At 71.1% G+C, this 26,442-nt stretch carries 23 protein-coding genes; 10 read left to right on the forward strand and 13 right to left on the reverse strand.

Going from position 1 to position 26,442, the window contains the following annotated elements; genetic code table 11:
* Positions 1-29 precede the first annotated feature (29 nt).
* Complete coding sequence (locus G401_RS0122690) at positions 30-575, reverse strand: hypothetical protein (RefSeq protein ID WP_157546144.1); 546 nt, start codon at positions 573-575, stop codon at positions 30-32.
* Positions 576-603: 28 nt separating this feature from the next.
* Positions 604-810 (reverse strand): DUF1918 domain-containing protein, encoded by a 207-nt coding sequence (locus G401_RS0122695; RefSeq protein ID WP_027344312.1) that lies wholly within the window; start codon positions 808-810, stop codon positions 604-606.
* A gap of 107 nt (positions 811-917) precedes the next feature.
* Here G401_RS0122695 and G401_RS47615 point away from each other — a divergent pair, with 107 nt between their 5' ends.
* Entirely contained in the window at positions 918-1,391 is a 474-nt protein-coding gene (locus tag G401_RS47615) for a universal stress protein (RefSeq protein WP_051366996.1), read from the forward strand.
* Here G401_RS47615 and G401_RS53165 read toward each other — a convergent pair.
* Positions 1,370-1,813 carry a PNPOx family protein gene (locus G401_RS53165; RefSeq protein WP_051366997.1) on the reverse strand — a complete coding sequence of 148 codons (444 nt, stop codon included), beginning with the start codon at positions 1,811-1,813 and terminating at the stop codon, positions 1,370-1,372. The two genes, G401_RS47615 and G401_RS53165, sit on opposite strands and share 22 nt — an antisense overlap.
* A 200-nt stretch (positions 1,814-2,013) precedes the next feature.
* Between G401_RS53165 and pflB the strand changes: the two genes are divergently transcribed.
* Positions 2,014-4,260, forward strand: coding sequence for a formate C-acetyltransferase (gene pflB / locus G401_RS0122715; RefSeq protein ID WP_027344313.1), 2,247 nt, complete (start codon positions 2,014-2,016; stop codon positions 4,258-4,260).
* Positions 4,257-5,006 carry a pyruvate formate-lyase-activating protein gene (gene pflA, locus G401_RS0122720; protein WP_027344314.1) on the forward strand — a complete coding sequence of 250 codons (750 nt, stop codon included), beginning with the start codon at positions 4,257-4,259 and terminating at the stop codon, positions 5,004-5,006. Before pflB ends, pflA begins: the two co-directional genes overlap by 4 nt.
* 69 nt (positions 5,007-5,075) lie before the next feature.
* Here pflA and G401_RS0122725 read toward each other — a convergent pair whose 3' ends face one another.
* The 7 genes from G401_RS0122725 to G401_RS0122755 form a co-directional block, all read right to left on the reverse strand.
* Complete coding sequence (locus G401_RS0122725; RefSeq protein ID WP_407636907.1) at positions 5,076-7,472, reverse strand: phosphoketolase family protein; 2,397 nt, start codon at positions 7,470-7,472, stop codon at positions 5,076-5,078.
* Between the two features lie 281 nt (positions 7,473-7,753).
* A complete protein-coding gene (locus G401_RS0122730; RefSeq protein ID WP_027344316.1) occupies positions 7,754-8,728 on the reverse strand; it encodes an Acg family FMN-binding oxidoreductase in 975 nt (324 codons plus the stop codon).
* Positions 8,729-8,957: 229 nt separating this feature from the next.
* Complete coding sequence (locus tag G401_RS0122735) at positions 8,958-9,599, reverse strand: hypothetical protein (RefSeq protein WP_027344317.1); 642 nt, start codon at positions 9,597-9,599, stop codon at positions 8,958-8,960.
* A 668-nt stretch (positions 9,600-10,267) separates the two neighbouring features.
* The gene (gene mgtA, locus G401_RS47625) at positions 10,268-12,727 is read right to left on the reverse strand and encodes a magnesium-translocating P-type ATPase (RefSeq protein ID WP_084557498.1); all 2,460 of its coding nucleotides are present in this window, start codon (positions 12,725-12,727) and stop codon (positions 10,268-10,270) included.
* A complete protein-coding gene (locus G401_RS0122745; RefSeq protein ID WP_027344318.1) occupies positions 12,724-13,152 on the reverse strand; it encodes a CBS domain-containing protein in 429 nt (142 codons plus the stop codon). The genes mgtA and G401_RS0122745 overlap by 4 nt, the downstream gene beginning before the upstream one ends.
* A gap of 88 nt (positions 13,153-13,240) precedes the next feature.
* Positions 13,241-14,905, reverse strand: coding sequence for a GAF domain-containing sensor histidine kinase (locus tag G401_RS0122750; RefSeq protein ID WP_027344319.1), 1,665 nt, complete (start codon positions 14,903-14,905; stop codon positions 13,241-13,243).
* Between the two features lie 80 nt (positions 14,906-14,985).
* Positions 14,986-15,189 (reverse strand): Hsp20 family protein, encoded by a 204-nt coding sequence (locus tag G401_RS0122755; protein ID WP_027344320.1) that lies wholly within the window; start codon positions 15,187-15,189, stop codon positions 14,986-14,988.
* Positions 15,190-15,375: 186 nt separating this feature from the next.
* On the opposite strand from G401_RS0122755, the gene G401_RS0122760 reads away from it, so the two are divergent.
* Positions 15,376-15,651 carry an SHOCT domain-containing protein gene (locus tag G401_RS0122760; RefSeq protein WP_027344321.1) on the forward strand — a complete coding sequence of 92 codons (276 nt, stop codon included), beginning with the start codon at positions 15,376-15,378 and terminating at the stop codon, positions 15,649-15,651.
* Between the two features lie 165 nt (positions 15,652-15,816).
* Positions 15,817-16,272, forward strand: coding sequence for a hydrogenase maturation protease (locus G401_RS47630; protein ID WP_051366999.1), 456 nt, complete (start codon positions 15,817-15,819; stop codon positions 16,270-16,272).
* A gap of 41 nt (positions 16,273-16,313) precedes the next feature.
* Here G401_RS47630 and G401_RS0122770 read toward each other — a convergent pair whose 3' ends face one another.
* The 3 genes from G401_RS0122770 to G401_RS0122780 all read right to left on the reverse strand — a co-directional run bounded on the left by G401_RS0122770 (position 16,314) and on the right by G401_RS0122780 (position 19,045).
* A complete protein-coding gene (locus G401_RS0122770; protein ID WP_027344322.1) occupies positions 16,314-17,351 on the reverse strand; it encodes an alcohol dehydrogenase catalytic domain-containing protein in 1,038 nt (345 codons plus the stop codon).
* Between the two features lie 123 nt (positions 17,352-17,474).
* Positions 17,475-18,386, reverse strand: a complete 912-nt coding sequence (locus G401_RS0122775) for a sensor histidine kinase (RefSeq protein ID WP_027344323.1) — start codon at positions 18,384-18,386, stop codon at positions 17,475-17,477.
* Positions 18,383-19,045 (reverse strand): response regulator transcription factor, encoded by a 663-nt coding sequence (locus G401_RS0122780; RefSeq protein WP_027344324.1) that lies wholly within the window; start codon positions 19,043-19,045, stop codon positions 18,383-18,385. The genes G401_RS0122775 and G401_RS0122780 overlap by 4 nt, the downstream gene beginning before the upstream one ends.
* 173 nt (positions 19,046-19,218) lie before the next feature.
* On the opposite strand from G401_RS0122780, the gene G401_RS0122785 reads away from it, so the two are divergent.
* The 5 genes from G401_RS0122785 to G401_RS58380 all read left to right on the forward strand — a co-directional run bounded on the left by G401_RS0122785 (position 19,219) and on the right by G401_RS58380 (position 26,182).
* Complete coding sequence (locus G401_RS0122785; protein WP_027344325.1) at positions 19,219-19,962, forward strand: ABC transporter ATP-binding protein; 744 nt, start codon at positions 19,219-19,221, stop codon at positions 19,960-19,962.
* Positions 19,962-21,467, forward strand: coding sequence for an ABC transporter permease subunit (locus tag G401_RS0122790; protein WP_034592681.1), 1,506 nt, complete (start codon positions 19,962-19,964; stop codon positions 21,465-21,467). Before G401_RS0122785 ends, G401_RS0122790 begins: the two co-directional genes overlap by 1 nt.
* Positions 21,464-22,102, forward strand: coding sequence for a hypothetical protein (locus G401_RS0122795; protein ID WP_027344327.1), 639 nt, complete (start codon positions 21,464-21,466; stop codon positions 22,100-22,102). Before G401_RS0122790 ends, G401_RS0122795 begins: the two co-directional genes overlap by 4 nt.
* 167 nt (positions 22,103-22,269) lie before the next feature.
* A complete protein-coding gene (locus G401_RS0122800) occupies positions 22,270-23,019 on the forward strand; it encodes an SAM-dependent methyltransferase (protein ID WP_034592683.1) in 750 nt (249 codons plus the stop codon).
* Between the two features lie 235 nt (positions 23,020-23,254).
* The gene (locus tag G401_RS58380; RefSeq protein ID WP_157546146.1) at positions 23,255-26,182 is read left to right on the forward strand and encodes a putative bifunctional diguanylate cyclase/phosphodiesterase; all 2,928 of its coding nucleotides are present in this window, start codon (positions 23,255-23,257) and stop codon (positions 26,180-26,182) included.
* The last annotated feature ends 260 nt before the right edge of the window (positions 26,183-26,442 follow it).

Genomic DNA, 26,442 nt, shown 5'->3' on the forward strand with positions numbered 1-26,442 from the left:
GCGTCGATCGCGTCAAGCCCTGATCGGAATCATGCGCCGGTCGCCGCACGCGGCAAGCCGGGCACGGTCATCCCCGTCCGCAGGCGGCGGCGGACGGGTCCGGTCCACGGCAGCAGGAGCAGCGCGAGTCCCGTCGTCCCGTACGCCGCTTGGAGCCAGGACAGGTCGGGTAGGTAGATCAGCTCCAGGCCTATCCAGACGAGTTGCCCGGCGCCCAGGGCTTGGACGGCCGCCCAGGACCAGTGGTGGCGGGTCCACCGCTCCACAGGCCGCGCCCACCGCCAGACGGGCCGCCGGAGCACACCGTACGCGGTGAGAAGCGATCCGGCTCCGAACCCGGCCAGCAGCACCAGGGACGGCGCCAGGAACGTGTCGATCAACGGCAGCCCGTCGAGCCACCGAGACGGCAGATACCGGCCGCCGTGCAGGTCGGCGAGCATCGCGATGCCACCGCCAGCGGCGCTGAACCCGAGGAACACCAGCAGACCGGCCAGACCCCGCACGGCGGGCGCCGAGCCGGTGTCGCTCGGCGGTGCCGCCCGGCGGCCGCTCATGTCCGTTGCCGGGCGCGACATCGGATCCACCTCCCGCCGCGGGCCGGCCTCAGGCCGCAGGACGTCCTTCGTCCGGATGTTCGATACGGGCGTCGGAACCGGGGAAGACCAGCCCCTCGTGCCCGTCGTCAAGCCAGCGCACGAGGTAGGGCGGGCTGCCGTCCGGGTGACGCAGCTCCACCACTACGCCGATGCGCCGCCGGTCTCCCACGTGCGTACCTTCGAGGATCAAACGGTCTCCGAGCTGTGCGTTCATGACTTCACCGTAGAGACCCCGCGGCCACCGGGGCACGGGTCGTGGGTCCGTCGCAGACAGGTCTTTCGGCCCTGCTCAGGGCACCTTTGATCATCCAGGCTGACGGCATGACGACCTATCGCATCGTGGTCGGCGTCGACGGCTCGGAAGGCAGCCTGAGAGCCCTGCTCTGGGCGGTCGGCGAGGCTCATCATCGCAACGGCTCGGTCCAGGCGATCATGGTCTGCGACCGGCCCGGGACCGAGGCGGCGCTGCCGGCAGGACTCGGCTCGGACGGCGAACTGCGTCGCGCGGAGGGCGTGCTCGCGAAGGCCCTCGAGGGTGTCCGCGGCCAGTTCGAGGAGACCCCGATCGCCACGGAGGCCGTCACGGGCAAGCCCGCATACAAGCTGGCGGAGGCCTCCCGCGACGCCGATCTGCTCGTGGTCGGCAGCCACGGCCACGGCCACCTGCACCAAGCGACGCTGGGTTCGGTCAGCGAAGGCTGCGTCCGGCAGGCGCACTGCCCAGTGGTCGTGGTGCCCACGCCCCGCTTCGACTCGACGGCGAACACGGACCTTCAGGAAGTCCCGCCCGGTTGACGAGTCTCCGGATCAAGCCTGATCACGATCATCGGGTCGTCCTCGACCGCCAGATCCGGGAACCGGTCGTTGTAGATCCGGGCCGCGTCCGCCCGCTCGGGCGATCCGGCGGCGACGACGTGCCCGGTTCCGCCGCGGGTCATGCCCCGCAGCAGAAGGCCCACACGGTGCGGGCGGCTGAAGTTGTGCCACCACACCTTGCGGTCCGCGCCGCCGACAAGGACCACCACCGTGCCGTCGTCCTGCGCGTACATCACCGGCAGCACGATGTCGCGGCCGCTGCGGCGGGCACGGAACCGCAGTTCGCACACTTGGCGCTCGGCCAGCCGCTCCAGTCCCGGCGTACGCAGGATCCAGAGGGTCAGAGCGTTCCAGGCCTTCCATCGCGGCCGAGCGGGATGCCTGGTGATCGTGCCTGCCATGACGCCACCTCCTTATACCCGGGGGTTTCAGTCCCACAGTGCGCCCGGCGAGCCGGGCGGACCAGGGGCGAAAGTCCCGCGGCCAGGTGGTAGGCGGAACATGCCTGCGCGGTGGTCGGGACCTTCGGCTCGGTCCTGTGCCTCTACCTGCCCGGCGACCGCCCGGAGAGGCTGGAGGCGAGACCCATGAAGGAGGAGCGATGAGCGCGACGACCCGCTCCGATGCCGCGTGGCGCGGCTTCACCGGTACCCGCTGGCGCGACCACATCGACGTGGCCGACTTCGTCCGGCACAACCACGAGCCCTACGACGGTGACGGCGCCTTCCTCGCCGGCCCGACCGCGCGGACGACCCGGCTGTGGCAGCAGCTGACCGCCATGTTCGCCGCCGAGCGGCACCGCGGCGTCTACGACGTCGACGAGGTGACGCCGTCGACCATCACCTCGCACGCACCAGGCTATATCGACCGCGAGCACGAGCTGATCGTCGGCCTGCAGACCGATGCGCCGCTGCGCCGGGCGATCATGCCCAACGGCGGCCTGCGGATGGTCGAGGCCGGCTTGTCCGCGTACGGCTATCAGCTCGACCCGCACGTGGCGAAGATCTGGTCGACCTACCGTAAGAGCCACAACCAGGGTGTCTTCGACGCGTATCCGGCGAACGTGCTGGCCGCCCGCCGGTCGCACCTCATCACCGGACTGCCGGACGCGTACGGGCGGGGGCGGATCATCGGTGACTACCGGCGCGTCGCGCTGTACGGCGTCGACCGGCTCGTCGCCGACCGGATCGAGCGCCGGCGCAGCCTGGAGGACCGGCGTTGCACCGAGGACGTCATCCGCGACCGGGAGGAGCTGACCGAGCAGATCCGGGCTCTGGAGGAGCTCAGGGAGATGGCCGGCGGCTACGGCTTCGACATCGGCGGCCCGGCCCGCGATGCCCGCGAGGCCGTCCAGTGGCTGTACTTCGCCTATCTGGCCGCCGCCAAGGAACAGAACGGCGCCGCGATGTCGCTGGGGCGCACCGCCACCTTCCTCGACGCCTACCTGCGGCGGGATCTGGCCGAGGGCAGGCTTGCCGAACGAGAGGCGCAGGAACTGATCGACGACTTCGTCATCAAGCTGCGCATCATCCGGTTCCTGCGCACGCCCGAGTACGACCAGCTGTTCTCCGGCGATCCGACCTGGGTCACCGAGGCGCTGGGCGGCATGGGCTCCGACGGCCGGACCCTCGTGTCGCGGACGACGTTCCGCTACCTGCAGACGCTCTACAACCTCGGCCCGGCCCCGGAACCGAACCTGACCGTGCTGTGGTCGCCGGCACTGCCCGAAGGCTTCAAGCGCTTCTGCGCCCAGGTGTCGCTGGACACCAGCGCCCTCCAGTACGAGAACGACGACCTGATCCGGCCGGCGTACGACGACGACACGGCGATAGCCTGCTGTGTCTCGGCGATGCGCGTCGGCAAGGACATGCAGTTCTTCGGCGCCCGGGCGAACCTCGCCAAGGCACTGCTGTACGCGATCAACGGCGGCCGTGACGAGATCAGCGGGGACCAGGTCGCCCCGCCCAGCCCGACGGTCGGCGGCGACGTCCTCGATTACGACGAGGTGATGGCGGCCTACGACAAGACACTCGACTGGCTCGCCGAGACCTACGTGGACGCGTTGAACGTCATCCACTACATGCACGACAAGTACGCCTACGAGCGGCTCGAAATGGCCCTGCACGACTATCCGGTGCACCGGTTCCTCGCGACGGGGATCGCCGGGCTGTCCGTGGCCGCCGACAGCCTGTCGGCGATCCGCTACGGCCGGGTGAAGGTCTTGCGCGACGAGCACGGGCTGGCCGTCGACTTCGCCGTCGAGGGCGACTTCCCCGCGTTCGGCAACAACGACGACCGCGTCGACACCATCGCGGTGCACCTCGTCGAGTCGTTCATGGACAAGATCCGCCGCCGGCACGCGTACCGGCACGCCGAGCCGACGCTGTCGGTCCTGACGATCACGTCGAACGTGGTCTACGGCAAGAACACCGGCAACACGCCCGACGGGCGCCGGGCCGGACAGCCGTTCGCACCCGGGGCCAACCCGATGAACGGCCGCGACCGGCACGGCCTGGTCACCGCCGCGCTGTCGGTCGCCAAACTGCCGTACGCCAGCGCCCGCGACGGAATCTCGCTGACGGAGACCGTCACACCCGACGGACTGGGCCACCACCGCGACGAACGGATCGCCAACCTGGTCGGCGTCCTCGACGGGTACGCCGACGCCGGCGGGTTCCACATGAACGTCAACGTACTGACCCGCGCGACGCTCGAGGACGCGATGGAGCACCCGGACGACTATCCGCAGCTGACCATCCGCGTGTCCGGCTATGCGGTCAACTTCACGAAGCTGACCCGCGAGCAGCAGGAGGACGTCCTGTCGCGGACGTTCCACGGTGCGCTGTGACGGCCACGACGCGCCCCGTGACCGGGTCCGTCCACTCGTTCGACATCTCGATCGGGGTGGACGGGCCCGGTACCCGCTTCGTCGCGTTCCTCGCCGGCTGTCCGCTGCGCTGCCGCTACTGCCACAGCCCGGACACCTGGTTCCAACGGGCCGGCGTACCGACCACGGCGGCGGGCCTGGTCGTTGAAATCCAACGCTACCAACGCTTTCTTCAGGTCGCGCACGGCGGCGTCACGATCTCCGGCGGCGAGCCCCTCCAACAGGCCCGCTTCACCCGCGAGGTCCTGCAACGCTGCCACGACCTGCGCCTGCACACCGCGCTCGACACGAGCGGCTTCCTCGGCGTACGCGCGGACGACGAACTCCTCGCCGCCACCGACCTGGTCCTCCTGGACGTCAAGTCGGCCGACCCGGACACCTACCGGCGCGTGACGCGTACCGGCGAACTCGCGCCGACGCTGGAGTTCGCGCAACGGCTCGACCGGATGGGCAAGCCGATGTGGATCCGCTTCGTCCTGGTCCCCGGCTTGACCGACGCGCCCGCCCATGTGGATGGACTCGGCCGCTTCTGCGCGACGCTCGGCAGCGTCGAACGGGTGGAGGTGCTGCCGTTCCACCGTCTCGGCGCGCACAAGTACACCGCTCTGGGGCTGGAGTTCCCGCTGGCGCACGTCGAACCGCCCGCGGCCGTCCTAGTGGACGAGGTCCGCGAGCGGTTGCGGGCGTACGGTCTGACGGTCTTCTGAACCGGTCTTCTGAAGCTGCGCCGCGGATGGGCGGGGTCCGTGGAGGGACCCCGCCCATCCGGGAACGCGTCACGCGGGGCGGCCGACCGCCCAGTCGCGTACCTCCGGCATGTCCTCCAGATGCTCCACGATGTACGCCTCGTGCCGGTCGAGCTGGCTCTGGCACCAGTCCTTGAGGGCGGCGGCGCCCGGCGGCAGCCGGCGGGCGTTGTTGATGGCGTCCATGACCAGGTGGTAGCGCGACGTGCGGTTGCGGACGGTCATGTCGAACGGCGTCGTGGTGGTGCCCTGCTCGATGAATCCGCGCACCCGGAACCGGTCGGCGTCGGGCCGGCCGTGGACGAGCTGGTGGATGGCCCCGGGGTAGCCGTGGAACGCGAAGACCACGTCCACGGTGTCGGTGAACAGTTCGGTGAAGAACGTCTCGCTCATCCCGTGCGGGTGGTCCTTGGGCCGGGGAAGGGTCATCAGATCCACGACGTTGACCACGCGTACGCGCATTCCCGGCAGCCGTTCCTTGAGGATCTGGGCCGCGGCGACGGTTTCCATGGTGACCACGTCCCCGGCGCAGGCCAGGATGATGTCGGGGTCGCTGGTGCCGTCGTCGGTGCCGGCCCACTGCCAGATGCCGGCCCCGCGGGTGCAGTGCTCGATCGCCTGGTCCATGGACAGCCATTGCAGCTGCGGCTGCTTGTCGATGACGATGAGGTTGATGTACGAACGTGACCGGAACGCGTGGTCGGCCACCGACAGCAGGCAGTTCGCGTCCGGCGGCAGGTAGACCCGCGCCACGTCGCCGCGCTGCGTGAGGACCACCTGGATCAGGCCGGGGCCCTGGTGGGAGAAGCCGTTGTGGTCGTTGCGCCAGGCGGTCGAGGTCAGCAGGATGTTCAGGCTGGGCACCTTGGCCCGCCAGGGCAGGCGCTTCGCCTCCTGCAGCCACTTGCCGTGCTGGACCGTCTGCGAGGCGCTGACCATGGCGAACGCCTCGTAGGTGGCGAACATGCCGTGCCGTCCGGTCAGCGTGTAGCTCTCCAGCCAACCGTGGCAGTTGTGTTCGGACAGCACCTCCATGACCCTGCCGTCGCGACCGATCGCGACGTCGTCGGCGGTGACGTGCTCCATGAACGCCCGGTCCGACACCTCGAACACCGCGCCGAGGCGGTTGCTGTTGGTCTCGTCGGGGCAGAAGAGCCGGAACCGGTCGGGGTTGCGGCTGTAGATGTCGCGCATGAACTCGCCGAGCCGGCGGGTCGACTCGGCCCGCTCGACGCCCGGCTCACCGATCTTGACGGCGTATCCGGTGAAGTCGGGCAGATCCAGGTCGCGGGTCAGCAGGCCGCCGTTGGCGTGCGCGGTCGCGCTCATCCGCAGGTCCCCGTCCGGCGACTGCCCGGAGACCAGCGGTACGGGTGCTCCGGTCTCGTCGAACAGCTCGTCCGGGCGGTAGGAACGCAGCCAGCGTTCCAGGATCGCGAGGTGCTCCGGGTTCTCCTTGACGCCGGACAGCGGAACCTGGTGCGAGCGCCACGTGCCGGTGACGGTGATGCCGTCGACCTCGGCCGGGCCGGTCCAGCCCTTGGGCGAGCGCAGGACGATCAGCGGCCAGGTCGGCCGGGACCCGTCCCAGGTCCCCTCCCGCGCGGCGGTCTGGATCGCACGGATGCGCCCCCACGCCTGGGCCAGGGCTGCCGCGAACCGCAGATGCATGCCGGGCAGGTCGTCGCCTTCGACCTCGATGACCTCGTATCCGTGGCCGCTGAGCAGCGCGCGTACCTCCGCCGGGTCCTTGCGGGCGAGCACCGTCGGTCCGGAGATCTTGGCACCGTTCAGGTGCAGGACGGGCAGCACCGCGCCATCGCGCGCAGGGTTGAGGAACGACACGCCTTTCCACGATCCCTCCAGGGGACCGGTTTCGGCCTCGCCGTCACCGACGACCGCGATGGCGAGCAGATCGGGGTTGTCCATCACCGCGCCGAACGCGTGTACCAGGACGTAGCCGAGCTCGCCGCCCTCGTGGATCGAGCCGGGGGTGGTGACCGACACGTGGCTGGGTATGCCGCCGGGGCTGGAGAACTGCCGGAACAGCCGCAGCAGTCCGGGCTCGTTGCGGGTCACCGCGGGGTAGATCTCGCTGTACGTGCCTTCCAAGTAGCCTGCCGCGACCAGGGCGGGGCCGCCGTGGCCGGGGCCGGCGAGGTAGACGGCCCGCTGCCCGGTCATGCGGATCAACCGGGAGACGTGGGCGTAGATGAGCGACAGACCGGGGCTGGTTCCCCAGTGGCCGAGCAGTCTCGGCTTGATGTGCGCCGCCGTCAGCGGTTCCCGCAGGAGGGGGTTGGCCTGCAGATAGATCTGGCCGATGGTGAGGTAGTTGTTGGCACGCCACCAGGCGTCCAGTCCGGCCAGCTCGTCCTCGGACGGCCGGCCCAGATCGTCCAGCAGTTCGTCGCTCGGAGCAGAGATTGTGGTCACGACCTGTTCCTTTCGTGGCAGGGCAAGCAGGAGGGAGCTCGCCGGCACAAGCGTCGCCCGCACGCCGGCCGACCGGATAGGGCCCATGGTCCCTTCCACAAGGGACCATGGGGCGCAGGAGGAGCGCCGGCGGGCCGAGCAGGTGCTGGCGGCACCAGGCCGTACTCGGCTCGATCAGCGAGGAATGCGTACGCCGCGCGGCCACCGCCCTACGGAGGTGGCCGATGACACGTGCCCGGACCATACCGGCCACCGGCCTCCGGCCGGCACGATCAGGCGATCTCCACAATCTGGTCTGCGGCCAGCCGGGGCGTACGCGGCGGTGTGTGCTCCTGCTGCGCGGGCACGCCGAGGCGGACCACGAGGTAGGGGCATCCGAGTCCGGAAAGGACGTCCCGGCGCAGCAGCTCGCGGATGGAGACGACCTCGATGACGGAGCTGAAGGGCAGCACCGACAGCCCGCACGCGGTCGCGGCGAGCCACCCGGCCGACAGCGCCTGCCCGGCCCGCAGCCAGTCCGCGGGCTCGTCCCCGTCGCCGAACAGCATGAGATAGGTGGCCGGGCCGTCGCCTTCGACGGAGGCGGCGAGGGTTCCCCGGCGGACGAAGTCGCGTCCGGGCACCATGCCGGCCGGATCGTGGGAGGGGATGACCGACGACGGTACGCCGGCCGCCGCCCGCTGCCCGCCGATCCAGTACGCCAGCTCGGTCCGGTACGCCGGGTCGAGCATCTCGGTACGGTCGGCGTGCTCGGCGGCCGCACCGAGCTCGGCGACCTGGTCGGGGCGGAGCAGATGGGCATCGACGCCGAGGGCGGTGATCGCAGCCCGAACGGCGGTCACGGCCGCGGGCGGCGCGGTCTCGTGCACCGGCCGCCGGTCGGTGTGACGTAGCTGGAGATCCTGGAAGGTACGCATCGCCTCGGCGGTCACCGGTAGCGTTCCGGCGATCGCGATGCGGGCCAGCAGATCCGGCTGTGCCGGGTCGGGCAGCGTGGCGACGGTCGCGGACACGCCCTCGGCGGCCAGCGCGACGGTCGCGTGGTGCACGGCGGTTCCGCAGCTGATGACCATCAGCCGGCCGTCGGGGTCGGTGACGGTCAGCTGGCGGCTGCGATCGGCGTAGAGGTCGAGGACGTCACCGTGGACCCGCCACCGCCAGGGCTGCGTGTTGTGCACCGAGGGGGCGAAGCCGGCCGCCGCGGCGGCCTCGGCCAGCACGGCGGCCGGCGGGCGTGAAGTCTGCATGTCCCGAACGTTAAGCGCGCCGGCACGTTCAGCGCTGCGGCCCACGGTCAGCACTGCGAGGGACCAAAGTCCCGAACCGGATATCCGGCGCGGCGCCCGTCGATCGCCGCGCGCCGCTTCGGTTGTCCCCTGTCGCTGGTGATCGACAGCGTGACACCGTCTTCACCGATGACCGTGTCCGGCCCCGGCATCGATGCCGGAACCGGACGTGCGGGGGGCTGAGCGGTGTTCACCGGGTCGCGACCGGTTCCCGGGGCTCTTCGACGACGGCGAACCCGACGTTCTTGGCGGTGGTGAACGCGTGCACCAGACCGGCGAGAGCGAGCAGCAGCATCAGCCCGGCGGCGAGGAAGGCGACCAGTGCGGCCTGCCCGGCCTTGGCGCCGAACTCGCTAAACCCGTAGGAGGTCAGCAGCATCCCGCGCAGCGCCTCGCCCTTGAAGAGGGTCTCCCGCTGAGCGGTCACGGTGTCGAGCTGCTTCTGCAGGTCGGCGACGTTGGCGGCGTTGGCGGTCTGGGCCGCGGCCAGCTGCGTACGCAGGGCGGCCTGGTCGTCACCGAGCTGGGCGTAGGTCTTTCCGGCGGCGATCGACTTGACGTGCAGCCCGATGAACTGGTTGGCATAGCACTCGGCCTGCTTGCCGGTGGTCAACTGCTGGCCGGCGTACTGGGTCAGGCAGGGAGCCTTCTTCTCCTCGTCGGTGAGGGTCGCGGCGGTCTTGAAGAAGATCTGCTCCTGCGCCAGCTGGTCGTGGACGTAGGTGTTGGCGAAGTTCGCGTTGCTGTGCAGCACGAACCCCGCTACGACGAGAAGGGCCGCGATGAACAGGCCGCCGATGCTGAACAGGATGTCGAGAGTCCGACGCTTCATGACTGTCTCCTCAGGTCGGACGCCCTGGGAGGCAGGGCGTCTCGGTCGATTCACATCGTGGGGTCCGCGACGACGTACCGGCAGGGAGGAACGCCCTGAAAACGACAGGACCAAGGGCACCTCGTGGAAGGTCTTCCGGACTGGACAGACGGCGGCGGTTGGCGTTGCCCTACCGATGCGCTCCCCCTGATTCGGCACCACGTTGATGCAGCGCCACGTCAGGCCGTACGGGTGAGCGGCGCGGCCGCCGGGGAGACAGTCGGCAGGCCGCGCCGCCGTCCGCCGCCACGGTTCCGGCCGTCCCGGAGCAGGCCGCTCCAGGCCCTCCTCGGCGGATCCGCCCGGCGATGCGGACCCGTCCATCAGATCGCGTCCCCGACGCTTCGTTCAGGGGCCAAGGTCCCGCCCCACAAGCCGGACGACCTCGCCTGCCGGCGGACGCACCGGACTCAGCTGCATCACGGCGCCGCCCCCCGGCGGCGGGTCGGGACCAAGGTCCCGCACCGGTCACGACGGGTGCCTCTACGCGTAGCCGAACATCTGGCCCAGTCTGAAGGCAGCTTCCTCCAGCGGGCGGAGGGCGGAACAGACCGACTGTCCGATGTGGTCTTCGGCTCCGGCGTCGCCTGGGTCACCGTCAACATCTGGCCAAGGCGTACCTGAGCACCTCACCGGACGCTGAACCGGGCTGCCCGCCGGTGCACGCGACGCGGGGCGCTCACCGTCACCGGCTGCCGCGACGGCGCGGTCCGGTAGAAATAGAACTTGGTCACCTCGACGACGAGGAGATAGAGCAGCACCATGCCGCCCAAGGCGGCCAGGTACCCGGCCGGTAGCGGCTGGAAGCCGAGCAGCCCGGCGATCGGCAGCCACGGCAGCGCCACTCCGACCGCGACCACGCTCAATGCCGCCGCGCTCAGGAGCAGACCTGGCCGGCTGCGCAGGAACGGCGTACGCCGGGTGCGGATGGCGAAGATGATCAGCGTCTGAGTGGCCAGTGACTCGACGAACCAGCCGGTGTGGAACATGGCCTCGCCGGCGTGGAACACGCCGAGCATCAGAGCGAACGTCAGGTAGTCGAACAGAGAGCTCGCCAGGCCGAAGACGAGCATGAACCGGCGGATGAGCCGCAGGTCCCAGTGCGACGGCGCGGCGAGTTGTTCGGGGTCGACCCGGTCGGTGGGGATGGCGAGCTGGCTGCTGTCGTAGAGCAGGTTGTTGAGCAGGATCTGCGACGGCAGCATGGGCAGGAACGGCAGGAACGCCGACGCTCCCGCGGCGCTGAACATGTTGCCGAAGTTGCTCGACGCTCCCATGAGGACGTACTTGATCGTGTTGGCGAAGATCGCCCGGCCGTCGGTGACACCGTCGGCGAGCACGCCGAGGTCCTTGCTGAGCAGGAGCACGTCGGCCGCGTCCTTCGCGACGTCCGCGGCGGTGTCGACGGAGACCCCCACGTCGGCCTTGTGCAGCGCGACCGCGTCGTTGACGCCGTCGCCGAGGAACGCCACCCCGGCGGTGTCGCCGCGCAGCGAGCGGACCAGGCGCGCTTTCTGCTCCGGGGACACCCGGGCGTAGACGGTCGCGGTGCGGGCGGCCGTGGCCAGCTCCTCGTCGTCGAGGGCGTCGATCTGACCGCCGTCGAGCACGCCGGTCACCGGTAACCCGAGGTCCGCGCAGACGCGGACGGCGACCGGGCCGCTGTCGCCGGTCGCGATCTTGACAGCGACGCCGAGCCGCAGCAGGCGCGCCACGGCGTCGGCCGCGTCGGCCTTGACGGGGTCGGCGAAGACGAGGAAGCCGCGTAGTTCGAGGGCACGTTCGTCGGCCGGGCTCAGCCGGTCGCCGTCCGCCGGCCGGGAGGCCACCGCGAGCACCCGGGCCCCGTCGGCGTACAGGCGGTCGAGCGTCCTGCGGGCCTCCTCCGGGACGTCCCCGCAGGCGGCGAAGACCGACTCCGGCGCGCCCTTCGTGATCAGGCGGCGGCCCTGCGGCCGGTCCGCCAGCACACTGGTCATCCGGCGCTCGTGGTCGAAGGCGAGCACGGCCACCGGCGCCGGTGGCGCCGTCGGCGCGGCGGCGAGCAGCGCCTGGTCCAGCGGGTTCGCCGGCCCGTCCCCCCGCTCCGTGCAAGGCAGCGCCAGGTCGCGTACTCCGTCGTCACGCTCTCCCGCCGGTCCCAGCGCCGCGACGAATGTCATCCCGCCGGTGGTCAGGGTGCCGGTCTTGTCGGTGACCAGGACGTCGACGTCACCGAGGTCCTCGATGCACACGAGCCTTTTCACGAGTACGCCGCGGCGAGCCAGCCGTCGGCTGCCGGCCGCGAGACTGGTGGTGACCACCGCGGGCAGCAGTTGCGGGGTGATGCCGACGGCGATGGCCAGCGAGAACAGCAGGGCGTCGAGCAGCGGCCGGTGCAGCAGCAGGTTGGTGGCGAAGATCGCGGCCGTCAGCAGTCCCGCGACGACGACCAGCAGCCGGGAGAACCGGCGCAGACCGGCCTGGAAACGGGTCTCCGGCTGGCGGGTGCCCAGGGACAGCGCCAGCCGCCCGAACTCGGTACGCCCAGCCGTGGCGGTCACCACCCCGCGGCCGCTCCCCCGGTGCACGACCGTGCCCATGAGCGCGGCGTCACCGGGCTGCTTGGCGACCGGCAGGGACTCGCCGGTCAGAATGGATTCGTCGCATTCGAGCCCGTCGACGTCGGCCAGCCGCAGATCGGCCGGGACGACGGTCCCCAGGCGCAGGCAGACCAGGTCGCCGACGACCAGCCCGATGACGTCCACGGACTGCCGGCGACCGTCGCGTACGACTTCCACCGCGTGGCGTACGCGGTCGTGCAACGCCTGCGAGGCGCGCTCGGCCCGGAATTCGTTGACGAACCCGAGCCCGACGCTGAGGGCCACGATCACCCCGATGATCACAGCGTCCGTACCCTCACCGACGAAGGCCGAGATCAGCGCCGCGGCCAGCAGCAGCCCCAGAAGTGGATTGCGCACCTGTCGGGCCAGTACCGCGACCGGACGGACGGTGTGGGTGCGGACCGCGTTCGGGCCGTCGTGGCGCAGCCGGAGCGAGGCTTCCTCCGCGGACAATCCAGCCGGGGCGAGAAGGGCCGTGGCCGTCATGCCGGCTGCGATCGGGCCAGCAGGCCGACGAGGTCGGCCGCGGTCAGCAGGCCCACGGGCCGGCCGCCGTCATCCACCACGACGACCGCGTCCGTTCCACAAGCGTGCATCACCCGCGCGGCCAGCCGCACGGTCTCGTCGTCCCGCACGATCGGCGCGCGGTCATCAAGGAGCTGGCCGGCCGTCAGGCGGTCGAACAGCATCGGATCGCGTACCCAGGCAGCGGTGACAGTACGGTCGCTGATCAGACCGACGCACGCGCCGGTGTCGTCGACGACCGCCAGATGCCGCAGTCCCGTCATCGCGTACGCGCGCAGGACGTGGTCCAGCGGGTCGCGATCACGGACCACCACGGCCAGGCGGGACATCACCCGGGTGACGCCGCCGTCGCCGATTTCGAGGTGCTTGCGCCGGGTCGTACTCATGTCACAAGCCTCGGCGTACCGGGGGTCAGGGCCCAGTGCGGGACGCCCCGGCTCGCCAGGACTTTGGTCCTGAAACTCCTGCCGGCTCCTACAGGGGGATGTCCCAGACGAGTGTGGTGCCCGCTCCGGCCGGTGAGTGCAGTTCGATGTCGCCACCGTGCCGGCGGGCCCGTTCCCGGGTGTTGGCCAGACCACTGGACTCCACCGCACCGCCACCACCGTCGTCGGCCACCGTCACCGTCAGACGACCCGCCCCGACCGCGACGGCCACCTCGACCTGCTCGGCGTGCGCATGGCGTACCACATTGGACAGTGCTTCGCGGACGACGGCCAGGACGTCGCCGTGCAGGACGGCCGGAACCGCCGAGTCGACCGGGCCGACGATCCGCAGCGCCGGCCGGAACCCGAGCGCCTCCGCCGACTCGTCCGCCAACCGGCGTACCTCCACCCGCAGCGAACCCGCGGTCGGCGTCCGCAACTCGAAGATCGCCCCCCGGATGTCACGGATCGTCGCGTCAAGGTCGTCGATGGCCAGGTTGATCCGCTCCGCGACCTCCGGCTTCGGCGCCAGACTCGCCACCGTCTGCAACCGCAGTCCCGTCGCGAACAGCCGCTGGATGACCACGTCGTGCAGGTCACGGGCGATCCGCTCCCGGTCGGCCAGCACCACCAACTCCTCCCGGTCGGCGTGCGCCTGCTCCCGCTCCAGAGCGACCGCCGCCTGATCGGCGAACAGACCGATCAACAACAACTCCTCCCGATCACGGGGCTCACCCTCATACCCGACCAGCAACGCACCCCGACCCCGACCGAACGGCGTCACCGACCCCCGCAACAACGGCAACCCGACCGGCCAGTCCGCCAGATCCGCGAGCCGCTCCACCTCGACCGGCTCACCACTGGCGACCGCGGCACCCACCACCGTCCCGACCACCGGAACACTCGCGGCGGCCAGGTCCGGCAACGGCTGCCCCGCATCCAGCGCGGCCACCGTCAGCAGATCATCGTCGTCACGCAGCAGCACCACCGCCAGGGCGGCGTCGGCCGCCGCCCGCGCCTTGCGTACCACGATCGACAACGAACTGTTCGGCCCCGCCGCGTCCGCCACCGCCGACGTCACCTCCGCCGTCGCCGTCAACCACCGCTGCCGCCGACCCGCCAACGCATACAACCGCGCGTTCTCGATCGCCGCACCCGCCGCCGACGCCAACGCGATCATGATCTCCTCATCATCGTCGGAGAACACCGCCGCATCCCGCTTCTCCGCCAGATACAAATTCCCGAACACCTGATCACGGATACGCACCGGCACACCGAGGAAGCTGTGCATCGGCGGATGATTCGGCGGGAAACCCGCCGACTGCGGATGCTCGGTGATGTCCGGCAGACGCACCGGATGCGGATCGGCGATCAGCAGACCCAACACACCCCGACCCGTCGGCGGGTTCCCGATCGCGGCATGCGTACGCGGATCCAGGCCGTGCGTGATGAACTCCACCAACCTGCCCTCAGCACCGATCACGCCGAGCGCGCCGTAGCGGGCATCGGTCAGCTGACAGGCCGCCACCACGATCCGCTCCAACGTCGCCCGCAGATCCAGATCGGTACCGATACCCACGACCGCGTCGAGCAGACTACGCAACCGCTCCCGGCTGGCCAGCACATCACCGACCCGGTCAAGGAGCTCCTGAAGCAACTCGTCGAGGCGTACGCGGGAAAGGGGCGTCAACCCCAGAGCGGACAATGGCTCCACGCCCCCGATCGTAGTCGCCGCCCAGCCGTGATGCGCCTCGTCCGGCGGCCGTCCGATGCCGCCGGACGAGGCCGGGGAGTTCACTTGGCGGGCAGTGCCACCGGGACGTGACGGCCGGTCGGCCTGTGCTCGGCCAGTGGCACCTTCACCTCCAGGATTCCGTCGGCGTACTTCGCGGAGATCTTCTCGTCCCCCGCGTTGCCCGGCAGCCGGATGAGCCGGCCCGGCCGCACGAGCGTCTCGGGGTCGAACCATTCGACCAGCTCGCCGAAGAGGCGTGGCATCGACGTGTTCCTGGAACACCTCCTGTCGTCTTCTGCCACCTCCATCCCACGCCGCACCGAACGGGGGTTGCAGGCCCGGAAGTCCTGTTGCCGCGGGGTCACAGGTCACCGGTCCGATTGCCGCACATCGGGACCTTCGACCGGCGTACGCGTGCGGATCGCCTCTGCCGTCGCCGCGGCGTACGCGTGACGCTGAGCCCGAAGGACGGACTTCAGGAGGTGGCTGCCGTGATGTACGGATACGGCTACGGCGGATGGTGGATGCTGTTCGGCCCCGTCGTGGGCCTGGCGCTGCTCGGTCTGCTCGTGTGGGTCCTGGTCAGGCTGGTGCAGCCGGCGCGACCGGCGGCGTCACCCGGGCCTGATGCGCGCGAGATTCTCGACCGCCGCTACGCCGCCGGCGAGATCGACGATCAGGCGTACGCCCAGATGAGCGCGAAACTGACCGCGCGCCATCCGTGAGCGCTCGTGCCGAGTGCCGGCGCCGCGACCGCCCGAGGTGGCGATCGACCTGGTCCGCCAGGCCCATCGACCCTGTGCTCGGCGGTCGCCGCGCTCCTAGCGTCGAGTGCGTATCCACCACCGGTCGCACCAGGCGGCCGGCACCAGGCGGACGGGAGGCAGACGATGAGCACCGTCGTCATCGGCATGGGGGCAGGAAGGCAGGGTGCCGGCCCCCTCGTGGTCGATCTGCTGCGTCATATGAACGTGCCGGATGTTCGGCTGGCTGAGAGCGACGGCGACCCGGCCGACCTCGTCGAGCAGTGGGACAAGGCCGACTTGGCGGTCGTCGTGACAGCCGTCGACGCGGGCGGCCCGCCGGGACGCGTCCGCCACATCGGCCTGCCCGATCCCGCGGGAACGGCATTGGATGGTGGCCTTACCGCACATGCCGCCACCACAGGAATCTCGGCGGCCCTGGCCCTCGGCCAGGCCCGTGCGCGTATGCCCGGGCGGCTCATGGTGTGCGGGATCGAGATCGACCCGAGGTTCGGCGACCGGTTGACGCCTCCGGTACGCGAGGCGTGCCAGCGCCTGGCCACGCAGCTCAGCGACTTGGTCGTTTCGGCCCAGGTCTGGTGACCGGCAGCCGGGCCGGGACGCCCGGCCCGGCTGCGCGGCGGTCAGCGACTGACCACGACCTTGAGCGCCCCTGTGCCCGCCGGGTCGGCGAACACGTCGTACGCGGTCATGAACTCCTCGAACGCGAACCGGTGCGTCACCATCGCCGAGACGTCCAGCCGGCCCGCCGCGAGCATCGACAGCAGCGCCGGAGTGGAGAACGTGTCGACCAGACCCGTCGTGATGGTGACATTGCGGATCCACAGGTCTTCCAGATGCAGTGTCGCGGGCTTGCCGTGCACCCCGATGTTCGCCACTCGGCCGCCCGGGCGTACCAGGGTGGTACACAGTTCGAAACTCTCCGGCACACCGACGGCTTCGATGGCCACGTCCGCGCCCAGCCCGCCGGTGAGCTCCCGGATCATCGCGAGCGGAGAATCGTCGGGCGTCGTCGTGACCGTCGCGCCGAACGCCCGGGCGGCTTCCAGCCGGGCGGCCGCCTTGTCGATCGCGATGATGGCCGACGGCGAGTACAGCTGGGCGGTCAGAACGGCCGCCAGCCCGATCGGGCCGGCGCCGACCACCACCACGGTGTCGCCGGGACGCACCGCGCCGTTGAGCACGCCGACCTCGTAGGAGGTGGGCAGGATGTCGGCGAGCATGACCGCGGCCTCGTCGCCGATGGACTCCGGCAGCCGGTAGGTGGACAGGTCGGCGAACGGGAGGCGGGCGTACTCCGCTTGGACGCCGTCGACGGTGTGGCCCAGGATCCAGCCGCCGCCGTTGCGGCACTGTCCATAGTGGCCTTCGCGGCAGAACCGGCAGGTTCCGCAGGCCGAGATGCACGACGCGAGCACCCGGTCGCCTTCGCGCAGACCGCTGACGCCGCCACCGGTCTCGACGACGGTGCCGACCGCCTCGTGGCCGAGAATGCGGCCCGGGGCGACCTCGGGCACGTCGCCCTTGAGGATGTGCAGGTCCGTACCGCAGATCGTCACGGCGTCCACCTTGATGATCGCGTCACGCGGGTCGATGATCTTCGGGTCGCCGACCTCGGTCCAGGTCCGTTGCCCGGGACCGCCGTACACGAGCGCCTTCATGGCTACCTCCCAGTCTTCACCTCCAGCCTCGGCGGCGGCGGAATCGACCGGCAGTGCGACTGGTCCCGGCCGGAAGGGGCCGAAAGGCCCGACATCGGCAGACCGGGCAGCGGGCGGATGGGTTCAGAAGGTGACCGTCACGTCGAGTCCGCCCTCCGGCCGGGCCCGGGCGGTGATGCGAGCCTGGTGCGCGTCGGCGATCGCCTGCACGATCGCCAGCCCCAGGCCGTGCCCTTCGGTGTTGAGCCGCTCCCCGGTCAGCCGCGCGAACGGCTCGAACAGCCGTTTGACCTGGTCCGGTGGCACGACCGGGCCGCTGTTGACCACTGTGACCACCGTCTTGCCGTCACGCTGCCCGGTCGTCACCGTCACGTAGCCGCCGGGCACGTTGTAGCGCAGCGCGTTCTCCACCAGGTTCGTGATCAGGCTCTCCAGCTGCCGCGGATCGCCGGTCACCGGGCCCGGCTCCAGCCGTCTGTCCACAGTCAACCCTCGCGGGTCGGCCCGATCGAGCACGCGCGCGGTCGTCTCCTTCACATCCAGGTGTACGCGCAACCGCGTACCCCGTTCCCCGTCGGCGAGGGCCATCAGCGCGGCGATGAGGCTCTCCTGATGCCGGCCCAGTTCCAGGACCTCCTCGCACACCGAGCGCAGCGTGGCCGCGTCGGCGTCCGGATCCGACAGCGCGACCTGGAGCAGGGCGCGTTCGGCGGTCAGCGGCGTACGCAGTTCATGCGACGCGTTGGCGACGAAGTTCTGCTGCGCCTCGATCGACCGGCGCAGCGGCCGCAGGAACCGGCCGGCGATGAACCAGCCGAGGCAGAGCGAGACGACGACCATCACGGCGTACGCGGCGACGGTCAGGCCGAGGACCCGGTCGGATCCCGTTTCGACCTCGGGCCGCGGCTGCAGGCCGTTGGCGGGGCTGGTGTTCGAGATGCCGAACAGCGGCACGGACAGCAGCAACGCTCCGGTGATCATGAACGGCACGGCGTACAGCAGGGTCAGCTGGACCTGGAGCGAGCGGCGGATCACGGCGCACCGATCCGGTAGCCGCCCTCGCGGACGGTGTGGATCACCGGTGGTTCGCCGAGCTTCGCGCGCAGCCGGCGTACGGTCGTCTTCACCGTCGTCGTGAACGGATCGGCCTGCTCGTCCCAGACCCGTTCCAGCAACCGCTCCGCCGACACGAGCCGCCCCTGCGCCGCGAGAAGCTCGCTGAGCAGCGCGAACTCCTTCGGGCTGAGGTCGAGCCGGCGACCGGCCCGGGTGGCGACGCGGCGGCTGGCGTCCAGGTGCAGGTCGCCGTATTCCAGGACGGGCGGCACGGCCTCGCCCGCGCGGCGGCCCAGTGCCCGTACGCGGGCGACGAGTTCGGCGAAGTCGAACGGCTTGGGCAAGTAGTCGTCCGCGCCCAGGTCCAGGCCCTCGATCCGGTCGGCCACCTGGGCCGCGGCGGTCAGCATGAGGACGCGGCTGCCGGTGCCCTGCGCGATGATCCGGCGGCACACCTCGTCGCCGTGCACGAGCGGCAGGTCCCGGTCGAGCACCACCACGTCGTAGCGGCTGATCTCGACCTTCTCCAAGGCCTGCGCGCCGTCGGTGACCACGTCGACGGCCCAGCCCTCGCGGCGCAGCCCGGTGCCGAGCGTCCGCGCGAGGATCGCGAAGTCCTCGACCACCAGCACCCTCATGTCGTCCACGCCGTCAGGCCGTCCACACCCGTCATGCAGTCCACCATGCCAGCCACGATGCCAGATCCCCGGTGACAGAGCGGTGACAGCCGCCGACACCGGGCTGACACCGGCCGATGCGTAGACCAGACCCAGACACCACCGACCAGACCGCACACAGAAGGGAACTCCCCATGATCGTCGTCAACGGGCTGCGCAAGCGGTTCGGCCGCACCCTCGCCCTGGACGGCATGAGCTTCGGCGTCGCCGCCGGGCAGGTGACCGGGTTCATCGGCCCCAACGGCGCCGGCAAGTCCACGACCATGCGCGTCATCCTCGGCCTGGACCGGGCCGAGGAGGGCACCGCTCTCATCGACGGCCAAGCGTACCGCTCCCTGCGCCGGCCGCTGACCCGGGTCGGGTCGCTGCTGGACGCCTCGGCGCTGCAGCCGAGCCGGACGGCCCGCAACCATCTGCGGTGGCTCGCGGATTCGCAGGGCCTTCCCGCCCGCCGCGTCGACGAGGTGATCGAGCTGTCCGGGCTGGGTTCCGCCGCCCGGCGCCGGGCGGGCGGATTCTCCCTCGGCATGCGCCAGCGCCTCGGGATCGCGGCGGCCCTGCTCGGGGACCCGGCCGCGCTGCTGCTCGACGAACCGTTCAACGGCATGGACCCGGAGGGCATCATCTGGATGCGCGGGTTCCTGCGGACGCTCGCCGGCCAGGGCCGGGCCGTCCTCGTGTCGAGCCACCTCATGAACGAACTGCAGGACATCGCCGACCGGGTCGTCATCGTCGGCCGGGGGCGCGCCATCGCCGAGGCTCCCGTCGCCGACCTGCGGCGTACGCCCGACGGCTCGGTCCGCTCGCTGGAAGCCGCCTACCTGGAACTCACCCGCGACGCGGTCGACTACCGGGCGCATTCGGGCGAGGTGGCGTGATGCGTACGCTGCGCGCCGAATGGACCAAGCTGCGCACCGTACGCGGCTGGGTGGTCGCCCTCCTGGCCGCCGCGGCCGCGATCATCGGGCTCGGCGTCCTGCCGGGCATGCAGGGCACCTGCGACGCCACCTGCCGGCTGCCCGTCGGACCGGACGGCACTGAGGTCACCGACGTCCTCTACTTCGTCCACAAGCCGCTGACCGGCGACGGGTCGCTGACCGTACGCCTCGACGCGCTCACCGGCATCCTGCCCTCGGCCCCGGACCAGCAGCCCGATCCCACCGGCGGCGGACCCCAGCACGCCGACGGTGACGGGGGCCGGCCCGGCCTCGTACCCTGGGCGAAGACCGGCATCCTGATCAAGGACGGCACCCGCTCCGGCTCGTCGTACGCGGCGCTGATGCTGACCGGCACCCACGGCGTACGCATGCAGTACGACTTCACGAACGACATCGCCGGACCGGCGGGCGGCGGGCCGCGGTGGCTGCGGCTGACGCGTGCCGGCGGCACGGTCACCGGCGAGGTGTCCGCCGACGGGACCACGTGGACGAAGGTCGCCGGCGTCACGCCGAGCAACCTGCCCGCCACGGCGGAGATCGGGGTGTTCGCGACGTCACCGCAGTACACCGAGGCGGTGGCGGGTGCTCTGGGCCTGCACGGCGCGAGCGGCGGCCCGACCTCGGCGACAGGCGCGTACGAGCAGGTCACGCTGACCGGAACGAGCGCATCCGGATGGCGGGGCGACCAGATCGGCGGCGGCGGCGACCGGGCCGGAACGTCCACACAGGACGGCGATCGGATCACCGTCACCGGCTCCGGCGACATCGCGCCGGCGGTGGCCGGCCCGGCCGGGCTCGGCGTCACGATCACGCAGACGCTGGCGGGCACGTTCGCCGGCCTCATCCTCGTCGTCGTGGTCGCGACGATGTTCGTCACCGCCGAATACCGGCGCGGCATCATGCGTACGACGATGTCCGCCCAACCACGGCGCGGCCGGATCCTCGCCGCGAAGGCCGTGGTGATCGGCGGCGTGGTCTTCGCCGTGGGCCTGGTGGCCGCCGCGACGGTCGTGACGCTCGGCCAGCGCATGCTCGAAAGCAGCGGCGTCTACGTGCACTCGGCCTCGCTGGCGGTCAGATTGCAGGTGATCGTCGGAACCGCGGCGGTGCTGGCGGTGGCGGCGGTGCTCGCGCTCGGCCTGGGGGCGGTCATCCGGCGCAGTGCCGCGGCCGTGACCACGGCGATCGTCGCGATCGTACTGCCCTACCTGCTGGCCATGACCGTGCTGCCGGACACGGCGGCGCAGTGGATGCTGCGGATCACGCCGGCGGCGGCGCTCGCCGTCCAGCAGAGCACGCCGGAGTACGCCCAGGTCAGCAACCTCTACACGCCGGTCGGCGGGTACTTCCCGCTGTCACCGCTCGGCGGCTTCCTGGTCCTGTGTGGATGGACGGCGCTCGTCCTCGCGATCGCGGGCGTCCTGTTGCGACGGAGGGACGCATGACCGCCGTACTGCGCTCGGAGTGGCGCAAGCTGTCCACCTCGCCGGGTACGCCGTGGCTCCTGCTCGCGGTCATCGCCTCGACGACCGGAGTCGGCGCCCTGGCCGCGGCCACGGTCTCCGGCGGTGACCGGGTCAAGACCGCGCTGACCGGCGTGCAGCTGGGCCAGGCGGTGGTCGTCATCCTGGCCGTCCTGCTGATCAGCGGCGAGTACGCGACCGGCATGATCCGCGTCAGCCTGGCCGCCACACCCCGCCGGACCGCACTGCTCGCGGCGAAGGCTGCGCTGCTGACCTCGACGGTGGCCGTCACGGGGGCACTCGCCATCGGAACCTCGCTACTCGTCGCGCACGCGCCGGTCACGGCGGCGGCGCTGCGCTCCGTGCTCTACCTGTGCCTCATGGCGCTGCTGGCGCTCGGGGCGAGCACGGTCGTCCGCGAGACAGGGGCCTCGATCGGCCTCATGCTCGGCCTGCTGTACCTGCCGCCGCTGCTCCTGCCTGCGATCACCGATCCGGCCTGGAAACGCCACATCCAGCATCTCGCGCCGGCATCGGGCGGCCTGGGGACGCTCGCCTGGTGGGCGCTGGCCGCGATGCTCCTGGGCGCCGTGACACTGTCCATACGCGACGCGTAGGCGGGACGGTTCGCCGCCCGCGGATCCGACGGTCCGCGGGCGGCATCCTCCTAGGTCACGGGGCAAGCGGCGCCACCAGGGAAATGCCGGCCATGACCCACCGCCACCGCGCGCGGTCGCCGGCAAATCAATGGCGATCGACGTATCGGGGCGACTAGCCTCACCCGATGATCGAACCCCCCGCGCTCGGTACGGGCGCTCAGCTGCAGTTCATGGCGCCGCTGTCGGCGGCCCGAGCGGCCGGCCTGGTGGCCGGGTTGTCCGCCCGCCGGCCGGCCACCATCATCGACCTCGGCTCGGGCTGGGGTGAGCTGCTGCTGCGGTTGCTCGCCGCGCTTCCGGAGGCGCGCGGGGTGGCCGTCGATACCCACGAACCGGACCTGGACCGGGGCCGGGCCTCCGCGGAGCTACGCGGCCTGTCCGATCGGGTGGCCTTCCTGGCCGGCGCGGCGACAGCGCACACGCAGGCCGCGGACCTGGTGGTGAGCGTGGGCGCGTACCAGGCCTTCGGCACGATCCCGGCCGCGCTGGCCGAGTTGCGGAAACTAGTCACGTCCGGCGGCCGGCTGTTGTTCGGGGCGGAGTTCTGGGAGCGGCCGCCGACGGCGGACGAACTCGGCCGGATGTGGCCGGGCATCGCCGCCGACTCCTGCCTATACCTGGCCGATCTGGTCGACGCGGCGGTGGCCGCCGGATTCCGGCCGCTCCGGATCGCCACGGCGACCGCGGACGAGTGGGCGGAGTTCGAGTCGGGGCTGGCGGCCGACACGGAGGAATGGATCCTCGACCATCCGGATCACACCGCGACCGCCGGCCTGCGCGACAAGCTCGACGCCCAGCGCTCGATCTGGCTGCGTGGACACCGCGGCGTGATGGGCTTCGCCTATCTCACCCTCGGCGTCCCCGCCGCCCCGTAACCCCCTCCCACCCCCCATCCCCCGCCCGCCGCGTGCCCGGTGGTTCCGACGATCTTGCGCGAATGTCTCGTTTCGTGCCTGAAATACCCGGAATTCCCGAACATTCGCGCAAGATCGTCGAAGGAGGGCGGGCGGAGCGGGGCGGGCGGGGCGGGCGGGGCGGGGGCAGTCTGTATCGCCGGTCATGATTCGGGGGATTCCACCGGACTGAGCGCGATCTTGCCGCTAGCGTCGGGTGATAGCCACCCGTACCGTGAAGGTCCTCTACCCGGCCGTGATGGTCCTGCTGATCATCGCGTACTACACCATTGCCGGAGCACGGCCCTTCGTGCTGGTCACGGTCGGCCTGGGCGGCGCTGCCGCGATCTTCGCCGGGCTGCGGACCTACCGCACCGACCGCTCGTCCGCGTGGGCCCTGCTCGCCGTCGCCGTCCTGCTCATGACCGCCGGGGAGTTCTCGTACGCCGTCCTGCGCGCCTGGCCGAACCGGGACATCGCGTACCCGGAGTTGCCGGACGTGTTCTTCGTGTCGGCGTACATGCCGCTGGCGTTGGGGCTGATCCTGCTCGGGCGGCCGCGCGCACCGGCCAGGGACTGGCTGCTGGCGCTCGACACGATCGCGGTCGGGCTGGCGGCCACCCTGCTCGTCTGGATCACGCTGGTCCGCCCCGCCGTGATCGACATGCACATGACCGGGCTGGCCAAGATCACGGCGATCGCCAGCAACGTCGGGTACGCCGCCGTGCTGGCCAGCGCCGTGCTCGTGGCGGCCGCCTGGCGGGCCAACGCCGCGCTGCGCGTACTGGGGGCGGCGCTGGCGGCGTTCCTGGTCTCGGATTACCTGTACGGCGTCCGCGTCCTCGAGGGACTCCCGCAACCGGGCGTGCTGGCCGATCTCGGCTTCCTGCTGTTCTTCGGGCTGAGCGGGATGGCCGCCCTGATGCCGTCGATGCGGCTCGTCACCTCCCCCGCGTACGCGCGCAACCAGCTGGGCGGCGGCCGGCTGGCGATGGTCGCGGTCGGGCTGCTGGTCGCGCCGACCGCGCTGCTCGTGGCGGCCACCTCCGGCCCGGTACGCATCGGCGTCGCGATCGGGCTCACCGCCGCCTCGATCGGGCTGCTGATCGTGGTGCGGATCGCGTTGTCGACGGCCGCGTACCAGCAGAAGGCCGCCCGGGAGAAGTCGCTGCGGACGGCCTCGCGGGCGCTGATGCTGGCGCCCGACCGGACAGCGGTGGTGGCCGGGGTGACGGCGGCCCTGCACGACCTGGTTCCCGACGAGCCGACCGGCGTCCTGATCCTGCCACCGGGTGAGCGGCCGGGCGAGCCGCCGGCCGGCGGGCTGCCGATGGACCTGCGCGAGGGCGAGCCGCCGACGGACATCGGGACGATCGTGTTCACCGGGCCGCAGGCGACGCTGGGCGAGCTGATGCCGACGCTGCGCGCGCTGGCCGATCAGACCGCGTCGGCGTTCGTGCGGGTGTCCGCGGTCGCGGAGCTGGCCGCCAAGGAGCGCGAGCGCTACTTCCGGACGCTGGTGCTGACCAGCGCGGACGTGATCCTGATCAGCAAGCAGGGCATGGTCACGTACGCGACTCCGTCGGCGCACGCCCTGTTCGGCCTGGACGTGCTCGGTGCGGACTTCGACGACCTGGTGACATCGGTGGAACCGCGGGCCGAGCAGGCGGGCTGGCCGGACGTCGTCAGCGCCGAGGAGGGCGAGATCGACCGTCCGGGTGGGACGATCACGGTCCTGGTCCACCGCCGGGACCTGCGGGGCGACCCGACCGTCGGCGGGGTGGTCACCACGCTGCGCGACGTCACCGCCGAGCGCGACCTGCGGCGCGACCTCGCCCACCGGGCCAGCCACGACGTCGTCACCGGGCTCGGCAACCCGCAGCTGTTCCAGGAGGCCCTCGACGAGGCCGTGCGGACCCCCGGCACGGCCGTCCTTTTCATCGACATCGACGACTTCAAGCTGGTCAACGACACGTACGGGCACACCGTCGGGGACCAGCTGCTGATCGCCGTCGCGCACCGCATCGAGACCTGCGTCGGCCCGGCCGATCTCGCCGCACGCATCGGCGGCGACGAGTTCGCGGTCATCCTCGGCGAGGTCGGCGACGTCGCGACCGCCCGCCGCGTCGCGCAGCACCTCGCCGATCTGCTGGCCCGGCCGGTGGTCACCGACGGAACCGTCATCGACGGGCACGCGAGCATCGGTCTGGCGTACGCGTCGCGGCGGGGGCGCGCCGAGGATCTCGTCCGGGAGGCCGACATCGCCCTGTACGCGGCCAAGTCGAGCGGCAAGGGCCGGTGGCGGCAGTACGACAGGGAGATGGACACGCCGAGCCGCAAGCACGCCGCGACCGGGCGCCGGTTGCAGGCGGCCATGGAGTCCGGCGCGCTGACCTTGTTCTACCAGCCGATCGTGGAGCTGGAGTCGGGTGAGCCGGTCGGACTGGAGGCGCTGCTGCGGCTGCACGACGACGACGGCGACGGCGAACCGATGACGCCGCCGCAGATCGTCGCGGCGGCCGAGAGCACCGGCCTGATCGGGTACCTCGGCGAGTGGATCCTCGGCCGGGCCCTGGCCGACCTGCCCCGCTTCCAGCTGCCCGGGCTCGACGTCCACGCCGACGGCTGCTACGTCAGCGTGAACGTGTCGGCCCGGCAGTTGCGCCAGCCCGACTTCCTCGCGGCCGTGCGCCGCCGGCTGGCGGTCAGCGGCGCCGATCCGCGGCTGCTCGTCCTGGAGATCACGGAGAACGTCGTGATCGAGAACGACGACCAGCGGTCCTGGGACTACCTCAACGAACTGCACCGGCAGGGCATTCGCATCGCCGTCGACGACTACGGCACGGGATACGCGTCCCTGAGCTATCTGCGCCAGCCGAGTGTCGGCATCGTGAAGATCGACCGGTCGATGCTGCGCGGTGTCGACGAGCGGACGCGGACGTTGATCGAGGGAGTCAGCGCGACCCTGCGCGGGCTCGGCATCGACCAGATCGCCGAGGGCATCGAAACGGAGGCGGCGCGCGACGTGCTCATCGCCGCCGGCTGCCCGTACGGCCAGGGGTATCTCTACGCCCGGCCCATGCCGGCCGACGAGGCGGTGGAGTGGCTGCGCGATCACAAGCGCGGCAACGCATCGGCGGGGTGACCCGAGCCGGCCGGCCGGCACGGTCGATCCAGAAACCTCAGTAGCAGCACGGTTGGAGTAGCTGCATGAGCTTGAGTAGTTGCATGAGTAAGGCTCGGCATCCCACGGGGGAAGGACGCCGAGCCGTTGTATTAAGAACACCACACTCGCCTCGTTCGCGCCAGTCCTCCGCATGCCATTTTTCTTCGGAGATCATCTCCGGGACGACTCCGCTATGTGGACGATCCGCACTACTCGTTCGACGCATTCACGTCACACAT

Source organism: Hamadaea tsunoensis DSM 44101, from assembly GCF_000428945.1.
Taxonomy (GTDB): Bacteria; Actinomycetota; Actinomycetes; order Mycobacteriales; family Micromonosporaceae; genus Hamadaea; species Hamadaea tsunoensis.